Raw genomic sequence first — 17,649 nt, 5'->3', positions numbered from 1 at the left:
TTTTCCCAAAGTGCTGAGGGTGTGGTAGCTTCGCTTCAAGGCGGTTCTCCTTTCGTTGAGAAAGTTTCCAACCCGACTCTATCAAGAGCCGGGTCGAGAACCGCCCCTCAACCTTCAACTATGGATGGGACACCCTCCCATGTCGCGCTCAAGCATGACATCGGAACAGACTGACCTCGCCGGGTACACTGTAACTCCGCACGAAATATCCGCGACCTCTTGCAGCCGCGGACCTTTGACGTTTTTCATAAAACCTCTTCTGAACTGTTCAACCGTTCTGTGATCTGACCCAGCAACTTGACCCGATTGCGCTCCCGTTGCAATTTGTCCAGCGGCAAGCCCGCCTGACGATCTGTGACGATCTGGTGCAGTCGTTCGACTTCGCCGGGGAGAAACCATCGGGTGTGACCGTGGCCGGGCCGGAACCGTCCTTTGACCCAGAACCCGCGTTGCTGCCAGGTCCGCACAGTGATCCGTGGAATGGTTAGACCGTGTTCCCGCTTGAGCTTGGCGAGTGCTTCAGTCAGCGTCAGCGCTATTGACCTCATAGTAAACCTCACGTGAATCTGAGTGTTCAAATATTCTCCCCTCTACCTTAGTAGCTAAAACCACGGTAGGTAACGGGCGACACTTTTACGTGTTCTCAACAACTTACGGCTGTAACCATTCCGGCAAAAAGTGTCATTCTTATCCGATACTCATGTACAAGTGATAACCTTTCGCTTCGTGGTATCCGATATGGGTGAACTGTGCATAGACAGACTCCCCCTAGTAAGCCCGCCAAAGTCGGGGTGTAAATTTTACCTTCTATTTACTGGTTTGCTATTATCTAATTCCCTTATTCTACTACGTAGTAGTATAAGGAGGAGGGGGCCGAAACCCCCGACGGCATCGGTTAGGGAATCGAGCCGGAATTATCCGACTCCCCTGGTCCCCTAGTAAGCCAGCCAAACTCTGTGTGTAAAATCCACCTACTTGCCTATGGTTTTTCATATATGGTGCTCACAGAGGGCTGGAGTACCGTTCCTGGGGACATTTTGGCGAACAGATGGCGAACAAAAACCGTGCATAATTCCTTGCATAATTTGTGCATATTAGCGACCAAGTATGCACGGAAACGCCACTTTAACCCCTCTAATGCCACTGTAACTCACAGATTCTACATAGGCCGAGAGCTGATTGGTCAATTTCAAGACCGCCCGTTTCGACCGCTCACGCACCTCTCCGGAATCGCCTTCTAGTTTACCAGTGCCTCCACTCGCCAGGGGTGGCGAGACAGGGTGGGGATTTTCAGTCCTGGCGGGTAGCGCACCCTTCCGAGCCGTGAGCAAGAGATGGGTGACCACCTTTCGCGGTTTTCGAACGGAATAGCCGACTCAACCCTGGCTGCACCGGCGCGTGGTTCCTCACACCTGCGGCAGATCGGCGATGCGCTCGATGGTGGCGGCAATGCCACAGCGGCCGCCCGACATCTCCACCCGCACCACCTTCCCATGGCAGCACACCATTTCGCTGGTGGGCAGCCCCAATTCCTTGGGCAGCATGAGCACGATCTCAATGTCCTTGCCCGCCTGAAATGGTGTGTCGGTGAACAGAAAGAGGCCGCCGATGCTGACGTCCTTGGTGGTAGCGGCCAGGGTGTGCCCCTCCGCGCTCACCGTGGCAGGAAGCGTGACATTGATGCGCTCGTGCCGCCTGCGTGGCTCGGCCTTCGTCCTGGCCATGCGGTCCTCTGAAAGCGGAGCGGGGAGAGGCGCGGTCTGTCCCCGCGGGAATCGGCGATTAGAATACACCACGGGGCGGCGTTCATTGGCCGCCGTTGCCGACGATGGTACCGTAACCGCTGCCGGAATTTCTCGAATCGGGAAATAGCCCGGGACTATAATCGCGCTCTCCCATGACAATCGCATCCGGCTCCCGTCTTGGTCCCTATGAAGTGCTGTACCGCATTGGGGGCGGGGGCATGGGAGACGTGTATCGCGCGCGCGATACGCGCCTGGACCGCACCGTGGCCATCAAGATCCTGGCCGGCAAGCACTCGTCTGATCCCGAGTTGAAGGAGAGATTGAAGCGCGAGGCCCGCAACATCTCACGCCTGGCGCACCCTCACATCTGCACCCTGTTGGACATCGGCAGCGAAGCCGACTGCGACTTCCTGGTCATGGAGTACCTGGAAGGGGAGACGCTGGCGCAACGCTTGCTACGCGGTGTCCTGCCGCTGGATGAGGCGTTGGAGATCGCCATCGACGTGGCAGATGCGCTCGACAAGGCGCACCGGCTGGGCGTGGTGCACCGCGACCTGAAGCCCGGGAACATCATGCTGACTGCCTCCGGAACGAAGTTGCTGGATTTCGGGCTGGCGAAAGATGTGCGCCCTAAAACTGCCGATGCGAACGGAGAGACAGTTGCCTTTGCCACCGCTCCCGGGGTGGTCTGGGGAACTACGCCTTACATGTCGCCGGAGCAAACGCGTGGCTTGGAAGTGGATTCGCGCAGCGACGTTTGGAGCCTGGGCGTCGTGCTCTACGAGATGCTGACCGGGCGGATGCCATTCGCAGGACCCACAAGCAGCGACGTTGTGGCTTCCATCCTGATGCAAGATCCGCCGCCGCCGGCAGAGTTCCGCCGGGACTTGCCGGAAGAGCTGGGGAGGAACATCAACAAAGCTCTGGCCAAGAACACCAGCGCGCGGTATCAGACCGCCGCCGACTTGGTGCTTGACTTGGACCGCGTGCGCAACCAGGTGCGCTGGAAACTATCGGCCATCACTGCGGCCGGGGAACCGCCGGCTGCCTTGGTACCTGCGGATGCCGGCGACAGTACCAGCGCGCGGACTTCGCCTGCCAACTTGTTGCCGATCCTGGCCGGCGTGGGTTTGCTGCTGGCTGTGATCGGCATCGCGGTGTTGTTCGCAAGGGGTGCGATGAACGCGGCGCTTGCGGTCGTCATGCTGTTCTTGAGCGCGGTCACCGCCGGGACCTGGTGGCTGCTGACGCGGAAGGATTCGGTGGCGGTGCTGCCTTTTGCCTATGCCTGCTCCGATTCGCAGGTGGCAGACGCGCAGTATGAGTACCTGGCGGACGGCATTACCGAGAGCGTCATCAACTCCATCTCGCAAGTGCCCCGGCTGAAGGTGATCTCGCGCAACTCGGTCTTCCGTTACAAGAGCCGGAGGCCCGATCCGCAAGTGGTCGGCCGCGAATTGCAGGTCCGCAACGTGCTGACCGGCCGCATCCTGCGCCGGCAAGAAGGCCTGGAGATCAGCGTCGCGCTGGAGCGGACCAGCGACAGCAAACACCTGTGGGGAAAGCAATACAAGTACGAGATGGCCGACCTGGCAGCCGTGCCGCAGCAGATCGCCGATGATATTTCGCATAACCTGAGGGCGCGCTGGGCGCACTCCAGGAACGGCGCATCCAACCGTGTCAATTCGAACGCGTACCAGGCGTTCCTGCGGGGCCGCTATTTCTGGAACAAGAGGACGGGCGAAGACATTCGCAGAGCGATGCAGTGCTTCCAGGCGGCCTTGCAATACGATCCCAAGTTTGGCCTGACACACGTCTGCATTGCCGAGTGCTACCTGGCGTTGGGCGTGTACTCCGACATGCAGCTTGGCGAGGCGTACGCGCAAGCCAAGGCGTCGGTCATGCAGGCCCTGCTGCTGGACCCCGACCTGGCCGAGGCCCGCGTCCCGCTGGCGGTGATCAAGGCGGGTGACGAGTGGGACCTGCTGGGTGCGCTGGACGAGTTCGCGCGCGCCGTCCGCTTCCGGCCCAACTACGCCACCGCTCACCAGTGGTACGCCGAGCACCTGGTATGCGCCGGATTCGAAGCGCAGGCGATCCGTGAGGCACGACGCGCACTTGCACTGGACCCACTCTCGCTGGTGATCAACGTCTCCTACGGAATCGTGCTGGTGGCGGCGCGCCATTTTGAAGAAGGCGTGGCGCAATTACGCAAGACCATCGAGATGGACGCCAATTTTTACCTTGCCCACCGCGTGCTGCGCGACGCCTATCTCGAACTCAACATGTACCCTGCGTCGATCGAGCACCATCGCCTGGCGGCGCGGCTTTCGGGTGAATCTCCCGAACTAGCGGAAGAGTGCGCGGCGGCCTTGCTCGCGGCCTACCAGCAGGGCGGCGCGCCACAGTATTGGCGCCAACGCATGCAGCAGAGCGAAGCCGACCGCCAGGCCGGCAAAACCCTGGCATACGACTATGCGGACGTCTCCCCTTACCACGTGGCGACCTTGCACGCCCGCCTGGGCGAAACCGAAGCCGCGGTCCTCTGGCTCAAGACTGCCTTTGAACGCCGCGACTATGGGCTGTGGTTCCTGCTCACCAACCCAGCCTTCGACGGCCTGCGTAGCCATCCGGAAGTGGCGGCCCTCATGAAACGGCTGCGGCTCGTTTCCTGAAGTGGGCTTTCGGGCACGTTTTCCCGTGCTGACTGCCACTTTTCTGTTGCATAAGCCGCAGCCGTTATTGAGAATTCTCCGACTCGAAACCAAGCAGGAGGAGACATGGCATTCCCCAAAGACAGGGACGACATGGCGGAGGAGTCGTCAAAAAAGAAATCCGCACCCAAGGGCAAAAAGGCGCCGAAGAAGGCTGCAAAGAAGCCCGTGAAGAAAGGCAAGAAGGGCAAGTGTTGAGGAGGAGTGGGAGCAGTTCCAGGGCTGTCCCCGCAGGTCACATCTCGTGTACCCCCTGTGCGCGCAGGAGGGTTTGCGACAGCCATGCCAGTCTCCGGACCGGCACGGTCTGAGGGAGGCGTCGCAAGGCGGAGAGCGACTGGGTGACGTGACGGTGGGCGGCCTTCTTACATTCAGCCAGCGCTCCGGAGCGCTCAATGGCCCGTACCGCCTTCCGCAGATCTCCCCGACCGGAACTTTCGTCGCTCAGATACCGGCGTAGGAATAAGGCATCGCGCCGTCCGGCCTGGCGCAGCGCCAGCAGCGCCGGCAGCCGCATTCTGCGATTCACCAGATCGCAACCGTAGCTCTTCCCCGTGTCGGCGGGCATGTTGATGATGTCCACCATGTCATCGGTGATGAACAGCGCCATGCCGTAGTGATAGCCGTAGCCACTAAGACTCGCGACTTCGGAAGCAGTCTTATTCGCCAGCAAAGCGCCGCACTCTGCCAATTGCGCAAAGTATTGCCCCACGCCCAGGGCGATCACGCGGTCGTACTGCCGGCGCGTCATGTTCAGGTTCCCGGTGTTGCGCACGTCCAGGTACTGCCCGACGTACAGATCAAAGACCACGCGGTTGAGGATCTCCATCACCCTAAGAGCGTCCCGAAACCGGCCACGCTGCAGCTCCTGGCTGATGGTGCGCAGCGCGGCGGACTGCATCAGTTCGGTGGCGATAATGGCATAACTCACGCCGTAAGCCTTGTGCAGGGCCGCATGGCCGTAGCGGAGATCCGAGCGATCGAAGATATCGTCGGTTACGAAGGCGGATGACTGCAACAAATGAAGCGCGGCGGCCAAACGGTCCACCTTGGCGGCGTCGGTCTCGCGGCGGCAGAACGCGTATTGGAAAACGAAAGCGTAATCGGCGGTCACCTGGCCGCGCAGAGTGGACATCATCATCTCGCGAAGGTAGGCATCGTCGCGCGGCAGTTGCTGCCGCAGAATTTTCTTGGACGTCGCGTGTGCTTGCCGGAAAGCGCGGCGAAACGCCGACATATGGTCGTTCACGTCTTCCCACCTGGGTGCATTACAAAGCGAGCGAACTATAACGTAAATGCCATAGCAGTAACTACAAGCTAGCTCACGAAAGCTCTTGGGAAGGGCACGGCTTCAGACGTGCCGCCCAGGGCCGCGAATAATGCGTGCTTTAGCCCCTGAGGGAATTCCGGCGAACGCGAATCAGGCCTGGTCAAACGAACCGCCGCGAGCCGGCCTCAAGTCGATGCCGAGCTGCTCGCACTTCTTGTAGAGGTGGCTGCGCTCCAGGCCGAGGGCGCGCGCGGTGTTGGTGATGTGGTGCTGGTGGCGCTGGAGTTCGGCGAGGATGGTCTGGCGCTCGAACTCGGCGGTGCGCTGGGAAAGCGGCCCGGAAGTGGCCGTCGAGGGCGCGCCAGCCGCGGGCGCCGGCGGCAGCGAAAGTTCAACCGTGGCCGCGTCCACTTCCCCGCTCACCGCCAGCAGCATAAGTCGTTCCACGACATTTCTCAGCTCGCGGATGTTGCCCGGCCAGGGATAGCCCTGCAGCGCGGCGACTGCCTCGGGGGCGAAGCGCATGGGCTTCCAGCCGTTCTGCGCGCATACCTGCCGCGAAAAATGGTCGACCAGCGCCGGGATGTCTTCCGTGCGCACGCGCAACGGCGGCAGCACGAGCGGAAATACGTACACGCGGTGAAATAAATCCTGGCGGAACTGTCCTATGCGCGCGAGCTCTTCCAGGTTGCGATGAGTGGCAACGACCACGCGCACATCAACCGCGACCGGGTGATCGCCGCCGACGCGCTCCACCTCGTTCTCCTCCAGAACGCGCAGCAGCTTGGCCTGCATGGTGAGCGGCATGTCGCCGATCTCGTCGAGGAACAGGGTGCCGCCGCTGGCCTGCTCGAATTTTCCGATGTGGCGCGAGGCGGCGCCGGTGAACGAGCCTTTCTCGTGGCCGAAGAGCTCGGACTCGATCAGCTCGGCGGGCACGGCGGCGCAATTCAAGGTCACGAACGGGCCGCCGTGTCGCGGGCCTTGCTCGTGCAGCGTGCGCGCGACGAGTTCCTTGCCGGTGCCGGTTTCGCCGCAGATGCAGACGCGCGTTTCACTGGCGGCGACGCGCTCGATCTGCGCCATCACGCGCCGCATCGCCTCGCCCGACCAGACGATTTCGTGTTTCCCCAGCCGGGCCTTGAGCTGCTGATTTTCCTGCTCCAGGCGCTTGAGCTTGAGCGCGTTCTCGACGGTGAGCAGAAGTTTTTCGGTGGAGAGTGGTTTCTCCAGGAAGTCGAGCGCGCCCAGCCGTGTGGCGCGCACCGCCATTTCGATGTGCGCCTGGCCGGACATCATCACGACGGGCGCGGTAACGCCGTTGGCCTTCAAGTCTTCGAGTAGCGCCAGGCCGTCGCGTCCGGGCATGACCACGTCGGATAGGATGAGGTCGAACTCGCGGGATTTGGCGAGTTCGAGCGCTTTGGCGGCGTTGTCACAGACGGTGGCCTCGTGCCCGGCAAGGCGGAAGGCGCGCGAGAGCGAGGCCAGCGTGTTCGCCTCGTCGTCAACGATTAGAAGTTGCGCTTTGGTGGGCACGGTTCCTCACATTAGCCTCGGAGGACACAGAGGGGAATTTACGAATTGAAGAATTGAAGAACTCGAGAATTGACGAATCACCGACCGCCGCCGCATTGCCACTCCCAATGCGTAAATTCTTCGCTTCGCGAATTCTTCAAAAGAGGTATCTGCTTGACTCAGGCGACCACAAGATATTGCGCTGTGCCGCCACTTGATGCCACAAACCATTGTGATTACCTGAGCGAAGCGCATACCCTTCTTCTTCAATTCTCGAATTCTTCAATCCCTCGGTGTCCTCTGTGGCTAACCTAGGTGATCGTCGCTGATTTGAACATATCGTTCGACGCGGCGGGCGCGGAACTTGCCCGCGGCAAATCAATACGGAATGTAGCCCCCTTGCCCGGCGTGCTGTTCACCGAGATGCTCCCGCGATGGTCGCTCACCACTGACTGCACAATTGCCAGGCCCAGTCCGGTGCCGTGGCGCTTGGTGGTGTAGTAAGGCGTAAACAGGCGCTCGCATTCCTCGCGCGTAAGGCCGCTGCCGGTGTCGGAGACCTCGATGCGCACGTGCTCAGGCGTGGTGCTGGTGCGCACGGTGATCGTGCCGCCTTCGGGCATGGCATCGAGCGCGTTTAACACCAGGTTCGACAAGGCGCGGTGCAGAAGATCGGGATCGGCGGCAACCGTATCCAGCGACTCATCCAATTCGACAGCGATCACGACGCGCGGCAGATCCTGTGTGGCACGGGTCTCCGACCCGTGACTCTGCCCCACACGCAATTGCGCTTCGTGCAGCTTCAGAACTTGACGAATGATCTCGTTGAGGTTCACCGGCTGAAGCTGTGGCTGCGGCATTTTGGAGAAGTCGCTGAAGCGGCCGACAATCGCCTTCAGATTGCCGAGTTCGGCGAGCAGGGTCGCGGTGCTCTCGCGGAAGACTTCGTCAAATTCGGTGGAATTGCGCGAGCGGAGCAGGTTCTCCACCGTGATTTGCAGCGGGAAGAGCGGGTTCTTGAGCTCGTGCGCCAGGCGGCGCGCGAGTTCGCGCCAGGCGGCGACGCGCTCGGCCTGCATGGCGCGGTCGTGCTGCTCGACCAGTTGATGGGTCATGGAATTGAACGATTCGGCGAGCTGGCCGATCTCGTCGTGCGAGGCGACTTCCACCTGCGTTTCCCAATGGCCGGCGGCAACCTCGCGCGCGGCCTCGGCCAGGCGCTCAATCGGCTGCGTCACCCGCGCCGCCACCCAGCCGCTGAGCAGAATCGCCAGTAGAATGCCGATCCCGCCCACGATCAGGGCAAAGGCGCCGATGTGGCGCTGCAATTCGATCAGGCCGCGCCGCGAGCTGCCGATCAGCAGCACGCCCAGGAGCGCGTCGTTCTCGCCCTTCAGCGGGATGGCGTGAAAGCTCTCGCTGTCGGCGGTGTCGGCGGACCACTGCACCACCTCGTCGGCATCGTGTTTATGCTGCTGCACGCGGGTGATGAGCGGCACCAGGCGGTCGGCATTGTCCACCGCACCGGCGGGGCCGATGAGCGACTGTGCCGAGAACCCGGGCTGCAGATTGCGGTAGAGCAGCGCGCGCATGCCGGCGGGCAGCGTCAGCGACGAGATGAATTCGCGGTCCAGGCGTTGGCCGCCGAGAACGAACAAAGGTTTGTCCCCGATGCTGACAGTGCGCGCCGCTACCAGCCCGAGCGTGGCGTCATCAGGCAGAGGAACAAGACGTAAGACTGCGCCCTTCGACGGCAGATCAGGCGCAATGTCTTCCTTGTAGCCGAACCGCGCCGGCCACTGCGCCGAGGAAATGATGGTGCCGTCGCTGGCAACAAATTCCAGCAGGTCGAGTTGGTGACTGTCGGCGACAGCCTTGGCTTCGGTCACGTAGGCGGAAGTGTCGGACCCGTGACTGAGGTCCAGCGCCATGCGCGAGACGGTGTCGCCGGCGGCGATGGCTTCGACGCGGCGGACCACTTCGTCGCCGCGGCGGGTGAACTCGCGGCGGAACTGCGCCACCAGGGCATCGCTGCGCTCGACGTCGGCGCCCTCGAAAGCGCGCCGCGTGCGCAGGGACACCACGGTGGAGACCCCGCCCACGGTGACCAGCACGATCAGCGCGAGCGCGATCAGAAGCCGGCGGCGAAAGCTCATCGCGCCTCCGGAGCGAGCCAGACGTCATCGATCGGCCAGCTTCCGTCGCGGGTGCGGGTCCAGTTACGGACGCGTGGGCTTACGGCGCAGGCGGCGGGCAGGTAGGCGATGGGCACGGCCCAATGATCCTGCAGAGCGAAGACAGTGGCGCGATAAATGTCACCCACCCTATCCGCTCCAAACCCGGGAGCGGATAAGGGTGGGGCAACCGCGAGAGTGGACGTTTCCGGCATCGTCAGCGCGAGTCGGTCGGTGCGCGCCAGTTCCGTCAGCGCCACGGCAGGATCGGTGGAGGCAAGGCGCATACGCACCAGTTCGATGTCGGGCACGGTGACGTTCTGCGTGCTGGGCAGCGTCTTCAGGGTGATTCCCGCATCGGCGGCATTCAACGCGATCCGTTCGGCGACCAATCGCGCCAGCGGATCGGCGGCGTCGTACACCAGCGTGAGTGGGGCGCTTTGCTTCGCCTCGGCGCGCAACTGCCGTGCGCGTGCCACCTGCGGCGTTGCCGCGAAGAGAAAAGCGTACCCCGTGATCCAGTTGGGCAACAGGCCGGCAGCGGGTTCGCCGTGCCGCTGCAGGAGAACGTTAAAGATGGAATCGCGGTCAACGGCGAGGGCAATGGCTTCGCGTACGCGCAGATCGCGCAGGTTGGAGTGGCTGAAGCGCAGCGCCAGCAGGTCAACGGGATCGCCGGCGAACACGCGCCGGCTGGACGGATTGGCGCGCGCGAGCTGGTCAGCCGCGACTTCAACCAAGTCGGCGCGGCCGAGTTCCAGGTCCATCATCTGCTCGCGCGGAAGGCGGTTGAACTGGATATCGATGGCATCCACAAACGGCCGCTCCTGCCAGCCGTCTTCCAGAGCTGCGAGCAAGATGCGGCGGCCGGGCTGAAATTCGCTTACGCGGAATGGGCCGGTGCCGAGCAGCTTGCCGTCACCGCGCAGCACGACCGAGTTGCGCGGGAGCGCCAGGAAGGCCGGCAAGTTGGGCAGGGGCTGCTCGGATTCGATGATCACCGCGTCACCGGTGGCGTGCACGCTCCAGTCAGGATTAGCTTCGTGCAGCGATTGCACAACAACGGCTGGCGTGAGCGCGCTGCTGTCGGAAAAGCGCACGCCTTGCCGCAGCATCAGACGCCAGCGATGTTCGTTTTCCTGTTGCCACGATAAAGCCAGCGACGGCAGCGGGCGGCCGCTGGCATCGAGTCGGACCAGCGTGTCGTACAGAAGCGGCGCGACTTGAGCGAAGCCGGGATCCTGCGTAGGCGCACCGGGATCAAGCGCCTGCGGTGCGACGCGCATTTCGATGCGCAGCGTGCCGCCGTAGCGCGGGCGCGTTTCCGCCCATGCCGCCGAGATCAGCAGTAGCACCGCAATGCTACTGGCCGCAGTTGATCGTAAGCTCGAACGCATCGTATTTGCCCGTTTTCAGATTGCGCACGACAGCGGTCGCACTGTGTGCGTCTGACGAAGTCCAGAGTGCAGTCACCGGTCCGGCGAATTCGACCGGCGCACTGACTTCGACCGGCTCGCGATCGGCAATTTCGAAAGCTCGCACCACGTCCGGCGATTCGCCATCTCCGGTTGCGGTAACCAGCAACTGCGTTTGCGCGCCGCAGGAACTCTTGACCGCCGCAAGATCGCTGCCCCAGTCACGCGCGCGCACGCTGACATCATTGACGCCGTCCATCAGGTGTACCGAACCGTCGGTTCGCGCGAACGCCCACAGCGTATATGTCGGGCGTGGGACTCCGGCAGCCGAGTAAAACGCGGGAACACTGCTCAACTTGCCGATCCCGGGTGTCACCACGCCGGTAAAGAAATTGTGCGAAGCGCCGAACAGCGCGGTCTGGCCCCCGGCAATGGGCCAAGGATCGTCGCCGGCGCGACAGTTCAAGCTCAGCGGCGGAGTGGCTGTGCTGGCGCAGACAACGCCGGGAAGATAGGCGTCAAAGAAATGATCGCGCGCCAGCACCAGGCGTCCGCGCATGTCGCGCGGCCAAGCGTGGGTGTGTGGGACGGCAGACTGTTCCGCCGGGGTCCAGCGGCCGGCGGTCATCTTGTACAGCGAGACGTTGGCCGCGTCGAGCACGACCATGTGCTCCTCGGCGCCGGCCTGCACGAGAGCGACGTCTAGGATCGGCGAATCCTGCGACCAGAGCTGGCTCTTGCGGATTACCACCAACGGCCCGATCTGCGCCGGCGCGGCCGCTTGCGGGCGCGGCGCGGTGACGATTCCCACTTTCGTTTCGTTCGCCTGGTGCACTTCGGCGACCCAGACGTAGCCCTGCGCGTTTTCCGAGAGCGTGAGTTTCACCTCGGCCGCGGCGGCGTTGGCGGTGACCACGCGCACGCCTGCCGCGCGCAGATCGTTCTGCAGATCGCGCTTGATGACCGGAACATAGTCGGCCGTCAACGACGAGATGTTGTGGACGGTGAGTGTGACCGTGCCCGGCCCGGTGATGGCGCTAATCTCGCGCGCCAGTTGCGCGACCGGCTCGGCCCATTGCGCCATGGCCGGCACGGACAAGAGAAGTGCGAGCACGACGAGCGCGCTAAACCGGGTTCCGTTGCGGGTCATGAAGCTGCGCGGATTATAACTCGCGATCAACATCGTTCCATCACGACGACGGTCGACGGTCGACAGCCGCTTGCCGTCAGCCGCCGACCGTAGACCGTCGACAGCTTCACCGCTGTCCCTGTTTCCCCTGCGGCGGCGGATCGTCTTCCCCACCCGACTGCGGCGGCGCGCTCAGGCTGCGGAGCACGTCGTTGGCGAAGAAGAATTTTCCATCCGAGGGCACCATCATCACCTGGATCTTGTCCGAGAGACGCTCGGCCACGATCTTGTTGATGAGCAACGGATTCTGCTTGAGTACCAGGGCTTCCGACTTCATGCGCTCGGCGTCGGCCGCGGCAGTGACGCGGATGCGGTTGGCCTCGGCGTCGGCGAGCAGGTTGCGCCGCTCCAGCTCCGCCTTGCTGTCAATCACCTTGGCTTGCGCCGCGGCCTCGGCATTCTTGATGGTCGTCTCCTTGCGCGCTTCGGCCTCGAGCCGCGACTGCTCGATTTGCTTCTGCTTCAGCGGCAGCGTGTACTGCATGGCATCGGACTCGCCCTTGGCCTGCAGCACGCGCACCTGTGCCTGGCCTTCGGCGCCCTTCACCTCGCGTACCTTCTGCGCCTCGGCCTGGAGCTCGGAAATGCGCACCTGCTTCTGCTGGATCTCGGTTTCCACGCCCATGCGGTCGTTCTCCTGCTCCCGCAGCAGCAGGGTTTCCAGGCCCTTGGCGTACTCCGGCGGCAACGTGATGTCGCGCAGCATGACTTCCTTCACGCGAATGCCGTCGGCGCCGAGTTTTTGCGTGATGATCTTCTCCGCCTTGGAGCGCACTTCTTCGCGCTTGGCGGAGAAGACGTCGCGTACGGTGTAGTTGGGTACCAGTTCGCGCCACGCGCTGGCCACCACCGGCGGCACCAGTTCAGTGTCCACCGGCTGCGGCAGGTGGCTCTGGATGTGGTCGAGGCGGTTGGGATCGAGGCTGTAGCGCACGGTGATCGCGAGCCCGAGTGAAAGGCCTTCCTTCGCCTGCACGTTCAGCGGCTCGACTTTTCTCTTGTCTTTGGATTTGTCGACTTCGCTCGTCACGCCGGTGGTGTATAGGTGGTCGCGCGTATCGAACATCTCCACACGATCGATAAACGGCTTGACCAGGTGCACGCCGGGATAGAGCGTTCCGGGACGCGTCCCCATGATCTGGCTGACGCGCACGCCAGCCATCCCGCTAGGGACCACGATGATACTCAGCGCGATCAGCAGCGGCGCCCACGCCACCGTCACCAGCGCCACGGCGGTGCGCCAGCGCAGGGGTGCGGGTTCAGGAAATCCGGTGCGGCGGTGTTGGAGTTCTGCGTACAATTCGTACGCCACGACGGCGAGCGCGGCGATGAACATCCCGATCGCGCCGGCCAGCAACAAGTACTTCAATGCGAGCATAGTTTCCTCCCTTACTTCTCGGAATTTCCGAAGAGATCGTCTTCCGGCTGGGGCCGCGGCGCGGGACGGCGTAGCGGCCGCAGCAGGTGGAACAGGCCGCCGAAGATGAACTCCTCCAGCAGCAGCGCGCAGGTGAGGGAGAAGAAGAGTCCGGCGATCACTACCGTTACTGAAATCGCGTCCTGCATTGGCCTTCTCCTCTCTCCTGCGTAGTCGCCAGTCCGTAGTCAGTAACTCGTAGTCCGAGTCGTCATTGGCTTCCGGTGCCGGTCGAAACCGGCTGGGCCTGCGCGACCACCGTTTCGGTGGAACCGAAGATCTGCGCCGTCTGTGCGTCGGCTTCCGCGCGGATCACAACCGTATCGCCCACGCGCACCATGTCGAACACCTGCTCCAGGTCGCGCTTGGCCATGCGGATGCAGCCGTGCGAGGCCGCCTTGCCGATGGAGCGCGGCGCGTTCGTGCCATGAATGCCGTATCCCTTGAGGCTTAGGCCCATCCAGCGCGAGCCCAGCGGGTTCGCGGGCCCGGGGCCGATCACCGTGCCCTTGTGGTAGTAGGTGGGATTGGTGAGGCGGTTGATGATCTGGAACTCACCATCGGGGCTTGGGCTGACTTCGGCGCCGACCGCAACCGGAAACACCTTGAGCACGCGGCCCTCTTCCAGCACCGCGAGCTTCCGGTCGGGAATGCTGACCAGTACCTGACGCGAGGGCTGCTGCCTGGTCTGCGCCAGGGCTTCGACGGTGGCCATCAGAAGGACCGCAACCAGCCAGCTCGCCTTCGACATCCGCTTCGAGTTGCCGCTGATCTTGCGCATCGCCTTTGCCTCTCGACCAGGACATAAGGCAATGTGGCAGCCGAATTCTAAGTTGTTGGTGAGATGAGACTTATTACCGCGATGGGCGGCGGCGTTGTGTCACGGTACACACGAGTGTGTCAGGGATGACACGTTGGGCAGAGATTGATTGACAAAAAATGTCAATGAGGGAGGCTCGCTATGCGGTAGCTTATCTTGGGATTCGGCACGAAGACTTAAGTTTTCAATCGCGCAGCGAAAATTGACACTTGCTAGTGTTGCCGCTCGGGCATCCCGGGTCAAAAAACCTCACGAACACAGTTTTTGCAGCGAGTGTTGCGGCGTCCGACCGGGTTAATGCGGCGCGATCGGAGACTGCTCGCCTGGATCGGCTTGGCAGTGCGTGCTTGAACAAAACCGACTCCGACGAAGATAATGCCAAGGTTTGCAGCTGGTGAGCGAAAAGCAGGCTTGCAGCACTAATCAGGAGCGATAGATGAAACGGGGCATTGTGTCGGTGGCGGTCGTGTTCGCATTCCTCGTAACACTGGCAGGTTGCGGCAAAAGCAGCAGTTCCTCGCCGACCACTTCCGTGACCGTCACGATCGCGCCGACTACTGCGACCGTGAACACAGGCGCCACGCAGCAGTTCACCGCCACCGTCGGCAACACCACGAATACGGCCGTGTCCTGGTCGGTGAACGGCGTTACCGGTGGCAATCAGACCGTTGGGTTCATCTCCTCCTCCGGGCTGTACACCGCGCCGAACACCGTGCCGACGCCGGCTACCGTCACGGTGACTGCCGTTTCGCAAGCCGACACGGCGGTATCGGGCACGGCGCAGGTCACCATCACCGCGCCTTCGACTCCGGCCGCAAGCCTGACAGTGAGTCCCCAGGCGGTCACCATGCCCGCCGGGGGCCAACAGACATTTGCGGCGACGGTGAGCGGCAATCCGATCGCGGTGAATTGGACCCTAAGCTGCCAGTCGGCCGTGGCGGGCGCTTGTGGAACTATCACCACGGCGGGCGTGTACACCGCCCCGGCTGCGCCGCCACCGGGAGCAAATGTGACCGTTACCGCCGCGGCGCAAGACAACAGCGTACCGGCGGCGGGCGCCGTCGTCACCGTGCAGTTCTCCAACGGCACTTTGAACGGGAAGTACGCATTCTCCTTGGCCGGGCAGAACGCGGGCGTTTCCTACCTGGCGGCGGGCAGCATCACCTTTGACGGCAACGGCAACATCACGGGCGGCACGGAAGACATCAACAGCGGCGGCGTTTCCTCGGTGTCCATCAGTTCCGGCACTTACCACATCGGTACCGATGGGCGTGGCAACGCCGGCGTGGTGACCTCGGGTGGCCCAGTCAATTGGCAGTTCGTCGTCATCAACCATGCGCACGCGTTCGTGATCCGCTTCGATTCCGGCGTCCCCAGCGCCAGCGGGACGATGGACCTTCAAGACGCGTCGCAATTCACCTCCGCCGGATTCAACGGCAGTTATGCGTTCAACCTTTCGGGCGCGAATTCCAGCAACAAGCCCGGATCGCTGGCCGTCGCGGGCGCGCTCACCTCCACCGGAGCGGGCGTCATCGGCAGCGGCATGCTTGACGTTAACAACGCCGGAACTCCGTCAACCGGCTTGAGCCTGAGCGGCACCTACGCCACGCCTTCCTCTTCTTCTGGACGCGGCACCATGATTCTGGCCGGCGGTATCGGCACGCAAAACCTCGCGTACTACATCGTGGACGCCACGCACGTGAAAGTCATCGAGACCGACGCCGCCACACAGCTTTCTGGCGACCTGTTCAAGCAGCCAGCGGGACCGTTCAGCAACGCCAGCTTCAAGGGCGGATTCGCGTTCGCGTTTCTTGGTTCGACCAGCAGCGGCGCGTTTGGCGAGGGCGGCGTCATCACGCTGGACGGCGCCGGCACGGTGACGGTCGGGACGATGGACATCAACGCCAATGGTAATCCGCAGAACAGCCTCGCGGTTTCCGGAACCTACAACGTGGTTGATGTAACGACCGGGCGCGCGACGGCATCGCTATTGGTAGGCGGTTCGACGCTGCTGTACACGCTGTACCCGCAAAGCAACGGCGCGCTCAGCGTGGTGGAGATTGACACCTCGAACACCGTCGCCGGCCGCGCGCTGCCGCAACCGTCGGCATCGTTCGCCGGAGGATCGCTGGTGGGCGACTACGGTTTGAACCTCAGCGGAACCGACTTCACCACCAACCCAGGCGAGCAGGACATCGTGGGGCACGCGGTTCCGAACGGCGGCAGCACCATCGGCGGCAACCCCAGCGACCCCAGTTTGGTGGATATCAGCGACAACGGGGTGCTGGCGCGCGCGGCGAAGCTTTCCAGTGGCACCGGCGGTTACTCGGTAAGTTCGTCAGGGCGCGGTTCGGTCACGCTGACCACGGACTCCAGCACGTTCTCCACCGGCAACTTTAGTTTCTACATTGCGGACACCAACAACGTGCTCTTCCTGGAGTCCGACGGCAACCGCGTCCTGGTGGGAATCATGCAGAAACAGTTCTGACGCAATGTTCCGCGGATGGAAAAGGCTGCCAAGGACCCATATCGGAAATGGCAGTCAGAGCTGGGGGATTCCGTCAAAAAATCGCGGCGACGGTGCTGCTGTGCTTGGGCGCAATGGCGTGCGTTGGCGCCGATAACCGGCCCACAACCGCGCTCGATGCGGGCTATCGCGATATGTACAACCTGCAATTCGGCGAGGCCCACCACGCGTTCGAGCAATGGCGGCAGGTGCATCCCGACGATCCGCTCGGCCCGGTGTCGGATGCCGCCGCCCACCTGTTTTCCGAGTTCGACCGCCTGCACATTCTGGAAAGCGAGCTGTTCGTGGACGACGAGAAGTTCGAGAACCGTTCCCGGCCGGCGCCGGATCCGCAGGTCAAGCAGGCTTTCGACGCGCAATTGTCGAAGGCGAAGCAGCTCGCGCAGCAGGCGCTGGCACGCAATCCGCGCGACACCAACGCGCTGTTGGCCAACATCCTGGCGTTGGGGCTGGAGGGCGACTACCTGGCACTGATCGAGAAGCGCGACACGCAGGCGCTGAAGCTCTTGAAACAGGGGCGGGCCGCGGCCGAGAAGCTGCTCGCGGAAAATCCCACCTGCTACGACGCGTATCTGGCCGTCGGGGTGGAAAATTATCTGCTCAGCCTGAAACCCGCGCCGGTGCGCTGGATCCTGCGCATCGGCGGAGCGCAGACGGACAAGTCGCTGGGCATTGAAAATTTGCGGGTCACGGCCGAGAAAGGCCACTATCTTCTGCCCTACGCGCGTTTGCTGCTCGCCGTGGCCGCGCTGCGCGACCACGACCGGGTGGGCGCACGTCTCCTGCTGGAAGGCCTGGTAACCAATTTCCCGCAGAATCATCTTTATCGTAAGGAACTGGCGAAGCTGGAATAAGGTGTG

General features: G+C 62.7%; 14 protein-coding genes. 4 read left to right on the top strand and 10 right to left on the bottom strand.

The genetic code is table 11. The features are described 5' to 3' along the window. Nucleotides 1-245: 245 nt before the first annotated feature. Together LAN64_04165 and LAN64_04160 are read right to left on the bottom strand one after the other, a co-directional pair. Entirely contained in the window at nt 246-578 is a 333-nt protein-coding gene (locus tag LAN64_04165; GenBank protein ID MBZ5567028.1) for a hypothetical protein, read from the bottom strand. 828 nt (nt 579-1,406) lie between these two features. Next, on the bottom strand, nt 1,407-1,724 hold the full coding sequence (locus tag LAN64_04160; GenBank protein ID MBZ5567027.1) for a PilZ domain-containing protein: 318 nt from the start codon (nt 1,722-1,724) through the stop codon (nt 1,407-1,409). A gap of 173 nt (nt 1,725-1,897) precedes the next feature. On the opposite strand from LAN64_04160, the gene LAN64_04155 reads away from it, so the two are divergent. Next, on the top strand, nt 1,898-4,420 hold the full coding sequence (locus tag LAN64_04155; GenBank protein ID MBZ5567026.1) for a protein kinase: 2,523 nt from the start codon (nt 1,898-1,900) through the stop codon (nt 4,418-4,420). Between the two features lie 132 nt (nt 4,421-4,552). Further along, a complete protein-coding gene (locus tag LAN64_04150) occupies nt 4,553-4,657 on the top strand; it encodes a histone H1-like protein (GenBank protein ID MBZ5567025.1) in 105 nt (34 codons plus the stop codon). A gap of 37 nt (nt 4,658-4,694) precedes the next feature. Here the strand turns inward: LAN64_04150 and LAN64_04145 are convergent, their stop codons facing one another. From LAN64_04145 to LAN64_04110, 8 genes are all read right to left on the bottom strand, one after another. Continuing rightward, the gene (locus LAN64_04145; protein ID MBZ5567024.1) at nt 4,695-5,696 is read right to left on the bottom strand and encodes a polyprenyl synthetase family protein; all 1,002 of its coding nucleotides are present in this window, start codon (nt 5,694-5,696) and stop codon (nt 4,695-4,697) included. A gap of 183 nt (nt 5,697-5,879) precedes the next feature. Then, nucleotides 5,880-7,268 (bottom strand): sigma-54 dependent transcriptional regulator, encoded by a 1,389-nt coding sequence (locus tag LAN64_04140; protein ID MBZ5567023.1) that lies wholly within the window; start codon nt 7,266-7,268, stop codon nt 5,880-5,882. Between the two features lie 290 nt (nt 7,269-7,558). Then, a complete protein-coding gene (locus tag LAN64_04135; GenBank protein ID MBZ5567022.1) occupies nt 7,559-9,403 on the bottom strand; it encodes a HAMP domain-containing protein in 1,845 nt (614 codons plus the stop codon). Beyond that, a complete protein-coding gene (locus LAN64_04130; GenBank protein ID MBZ5567021.1) occupies nt 9,400-10,776 on the bottom strand; it encodes a hypothetical protein in 1,377 nt (458 codons plus the stop codon). Before LAN64_04130 ends, LAN64_04135 begins: the two co-directional genes overlap by 4 nt. Nucleotides 10,777-10,783: 7 nt before the next feature. Further along, nucleotides 10,784-12,019, bottom strand: a complete 1,236-nt coding sequence (locus LAN64_04125; protein MBZ5567020.1) for a hypothetical protein — start codon at nt 12,017-12,019, stop codon at nt 10,784-10,786. Between the two features lie 73 nt (nt 12,020-12,092). Next, complete coding sequence (locus LAN64_04120) at nt 12,093-13,403, bottom strand: hypothetical protein (GenBank protein MBZ5567019.1); 1,311 nt, start codon at nt 13,401-13,403, stop codon at nt 12,093-12,095. 11 nt (nt 13,404-13,414) lie between these two features. Then, nucleotides 13,415-13,591 carry a hypothetical protein gene (locus LAN64_04115; GenBank protein ID MBZ5567018.1) on the bottom strand — a complete coding sequence of 59 codons (177 nt, stop codon included), beginning with the start codon at nt 13,589-13,591 and terminating at the stop codon, nt 13,415-13,417. A gap of 62 nt (nt 13,592-13,653) precedes the next feature. Further along, complete coding sequence (locus tag LAN64_04110; protein ID MBZ5567017.1) at nt 13,654-14,223, bottom strand: L,D-transpeptidase; 570 nt, start codon at nt 14,221-14,223, stop codon at nt 13,654-13,656. Between the two features lie 475 nt (nt 14,224-14,698). Between LAN64_04110 and LAN64_04105 the strand changes: the two genes are divergently transcribed. Together LAN64_04105 and LAN64_04100 are read left to right on the top strand one after the other, a co-directional pair. Then, complete coding sequence (locus LAN64_04105; GenBank protein MBZ5567016.1) at nt 14,699-16,750, top strand: hypothetical protein; 2,052 nt, start codon at nt 14,699-14,701, stop codon at nt 16,748-16,750. A gap of 47 nt (nt 16,751-16,797) precedes the next feature. After that, the gene (locus LAN64_04100) at nt 16,798-17,643 is read left to right on the top strand and encodes a hypothetical protein (protein MBZ5567015.1); all 846 of its coding nucleotides are present in this window, start codon (nt 16,798-16,800) and stop codon (nt 17,641-17,643) included. The last annotated feature ends 6 nt before the right edge of the window (nt 17,644-17,649 follow it).

Source organism: Terriglobia bacterium (genome assembly GCA_020073185.1).
Lineage (GTDB): Bacteria > Acidobacteriota > Terriglobia > Terriglobales > Acidobacteriaceae > JAIQGF01.
The sequence above is the reverse complement of the archived record's forward strand: the minus strand, read 5'-3'. Positions and strand labels throughout refer to the sequence as shown.

Excerpts from the sequence above, each read along its gene's own strand:
- LAN64_04160 (MBZ5567027.1), bottom strand. The coding sequence starts at position 1,724 with ATGGCCAGGACGAAGGCCGAGCCACGCAGGCGGCACGAGCGCATCAAT.
- LAN64_04155 (MBZ5567026.1), top strand. The coding sequence starts at position 1,898 with ATGACAATCGCATCCGGCTCCCGTCTTGGTCCCTATGAAGTGCTGTAC.
- LAN64_04150 (MBZ5567025.1), top strand. The coding sequence starts at position 4,553 with ATGGCGGAGGAGTCGTCAAAAAAGAAATCCGCACCCAAGGGCAAAAAG.
- LAN64_04145 (MBZ5567024.1), bottom strand. The coding sequence starts at position 5,696 with ATGTCGGCGTTTCGCCGCGCTTTCCGGCAAGCACACGCGACGTCCAAG.
- LAN64_04135 (MBZ5567022.1), bottom strand. The coding sequence starts at position 9,403 with ATGAGCTTTCGCCGCCGGCTTCTGATCGCGCTCGCGCTGATCGTGCTG.
- LAN64_04125 (MBZ5567020.1), bottom strand. The coding sequence starts at position 12,019 with ATGTTGATCGCGAGTTATAATCCGCGCAGCTTCATGACCCGCAACGGA.
- LAN64_04120 (MBZ5567019.1), bottom strand. The coding sequence starts at position 13,403 with ATGCTCGCATTGAAGTACTTGTTGCTGGCCGGCGCGATCGGGATGTTC.
- LAN64_04115 (MBZ5567018.1), bottom strand. The coding sequence starts at position 13,591 with ATGCAGGACGCGATTTCAGTAACGGTAGTGATCGCCGGACTCTTCTTC.
- LAN64_04110 (MBZ5567017.1), bottom strand. The coding sequence starts at position 14,223 with ATGCGCAAGATCAGCGGCAACTCGAAGCGGATGTCGAAGGCGAGCTGG.
- LAN64_04105 (MBZ5567016.1), top strand. The coding sequence starts at position 14,699 with ATGAAACGGGGCATTGTGTCGGTGGCGGTCGTGTTCGCATTCCTCGTA.
- LAN64_04100 (MBZ5567015.1), top strand. The coding sequence starts at position 16,798 with ATGGCAGTCAGAGCTGGGGGATTCCGTCAAAAAATCGCGGCGACGGTG.